Raw genomic sequence first — 2,340 nt, forward strand, 5'->3', positions numbered from 1 at the left:
GCGATGTGAGGGTCATGAGCTGCCAGCTCGCGCGCCGTTCCGCCCGCGGAAGGTGGGCCCGCCGTCGTCGTGCTTTGTGTCATGTCAGGCGTATCGCTACTTGGCTGCCGCGTCGGCGCTTGGCCAGCTGGGGCAGGAACATGTCCAGTGCCCACGGCAGGCTCAGCGGCGAGGATGCGGAGATCGCCAGGGTGAGGGTGTTGTCGGAGTCGGCAACCAGGGCGCCCTTCTTGATGGCGGGGATCTGGCCCAACAGGGGGTCCTGCTTGATTTGGTCCGTGGTCTTGGAGTCCGGCACCCACGTCACGAAGACGTCCGAGGAAAGCTCGTTGGCCTTTCAGCGGACCACGGAACGAAAAATTCCTTGGAGCCCTTGCTGGCGTTCTGCACCACTGCGGCGAGCGTCATGCCGATTTCGGACAGGAAACGCGGTCGGTTGTCGTTGGCTGTGTAGACGTTGACGCCGTCGCCCTTGGCAGGCTCAAGGTTGCCGTAGATGAAGGACTTGCCGGCGAGCTGCGGAAACGCGGCGACCTTGGTCTTGATAGTGGCCTCGGTGTCCGAGACGAGCTTGGTGGCCTCTGAGCTCTTACCCAAGGCCTGGCCGATGATCGTGGTGGCTTCCTGCCATGGCGTGCCGTACGCGAGTTCGGGCTGTGCCACCACCGGGGCAATTTCAGAGAGTTTCTTATAGCCGGCTTCGGTCAGGCCAGAGTACGCGGCAAGGATGACATCGGGGGCCAGCTTGGCGACTTCCGTGAAATTGATACCGTCTGCCTCGGAGAACTGGACCGGCGCCTTCGGGGTGCCAAAGCCGGCGCCCAACTTCTCGAGCGCGGCGTCCTTCCAGGGAGTGGAGCCCTTGCCGTTGTTGCCCCATTCGTTTTTCGGGACCCCGACGGGCACGACGCCGAGAGCCAAGGCGACGTCGTCGTTGACCCACGAGACGGTTACCACGCGCTGCGGTTGCGCCTTGATGGTGGTCTCACCGAAGACGTTCTTGATGGTGATTGGGAACTGACCGCTTGAGGCCGGCGTCGTCGCTGAACTGGCGGTAGTTGAGCCGGTCGAGCAAGCGGTGAGGGACAGCGCGACGGCGGCAACGGCCGCGGTCGCTGCACCTGCGGTCTTCAGCAGGGCTCGGCGTGAGGGGCGGGAAGCCACGGGACTCCTTAGGTAAGTGATGCAAACCTAAGTAAGGCTAGCCTACCCTTCTGATAATTACGAAACGTTTGCGTCGCGTAATTAATTCACGCCCTGCGTTCCCTCAAATGCCCGCTCACCTATCACCGCCAAAACCCCATCGCCCGCTCACCTATAGCGACAAAACGGCGATCGCTCGCTCACCTATAGCGACAAAACGGCGAACGCTCGCTCACCTATGGGAACAAACGGCACGGGAATTTTTGGACACCACCGACGACTTTTGCAAAGATGACAGAGCCGGTTGATTCAACGAACTGGCCAGGGCCGTGAAAGCGGCGAAGATCGAGAGGATGAGCATGCGCACTACACACGTTGGCGCTGCGATGGTTGGCGAGGTGGCCGTTTTGGCCTGCTTTGCAGCCCCCTCTGCGTCGGCCATCCCGCTCGGCGGCCAGGGAAACTAAACCCACCGCCCCTGCACTAGAAGCACTCTAAGGTTCCTTTGCGGTGCCCTCGGATCGCCAGACGCCATGCGTCCTTCCTCTTCGGAGCCCAATCGATCTGAAAGAACTTTGCCGTGCAGAAAATCACCGCCCAACAAATCCGTTCCTCATTCATCAACGCGAGCCGCTCGGAGGCCGCCAAACTCAACCTCCCGAAGGACTTCGATTCCCTCGACTGGGACAACCTCGAATTCCTTGGCTGGCGCGACGAGAAGATGCCGATGCGAGGCTACCTCGTTCTCCCGAACGACGGTTCCCTTACCGGCATCATGCTGCGCGCGCCCGAGGGAGGCTCCGGCAAGAAGCGTTCGGTCCTTTGCGAACTGTGCCGCGACGTGTTTTCCAAGGACGAAGTGTATCTTTGGGTTGCCAAACGCGCGGGCCAATCGGGCCGCGACGGCAACACTGTGGGGACGTTGATCTGCGCAGAATTCGGCTGCTGCGCCAACGTCCGGAAGGAACCCCCGGCGAATGAGATCAATCCGGACCCGGCCGACGTCGTCGTTCGCCAAATCGCCGGGCTGCAGTCCCGGACCGCCCAGTTCCTGGGGCGGGTCCAAGGGAAGTAGCCGCCTGCGGCGGACGCTCGCTCTATCTCTAGTGAGCGAGCGTCCGCCGGAAACCCGACATAAGTGAGCGAGCGTCCGCCGGAAACCCGACATAAGTGAGCGAGCGTCCGCCGGAAACCCGA

1 protein-coding gene and 1 pseudogene are annotated in these 2,340 nt (G+C 62.1%); one reads left to right on the forward strand and one right to left on the reverse strand.

From position 1 onward, the window contains the following. Positions 1 to 96: 96 nt before the first annotated feature. A pseudogene (locus AHiyo1_RS11715) lies at positions 97 to 1,164 on the reverse strand (iron-siderophore ABC transporter substrate-binding protein). Between the two features lie 559 nt (positions 1,165 to 1,723). Here AHiyo1_RS11715 and AHiyo1_RS11720 point away from each other — a divergent pair. Further along, the gene (locus tag AHiyo1_RS11720; protein ID WP_059388679.1) at positions 1,724 to 2,218 is read left to right on the forward strand and encodes an FBP domain-containing protein; all 495 of its coding nucleotides are present in this window, start codon (positions 1,724 to 1,726) and stop codon (positions 2,216 to 2,218) included. The last annotated feature ends 122 nt before the right edge of the window (positions 2,219 to 2,340 follow it).

It is taken from the genome of Arthrobacter sp. Hiyo1 (assembly GCF_001263615.2).
Taxonomy (GTDB): domain Bacteria; phylum Actinomycetota; class Actinomycetes; order Actinomycetales; family Micrococcaceae; genus Arthrobacter.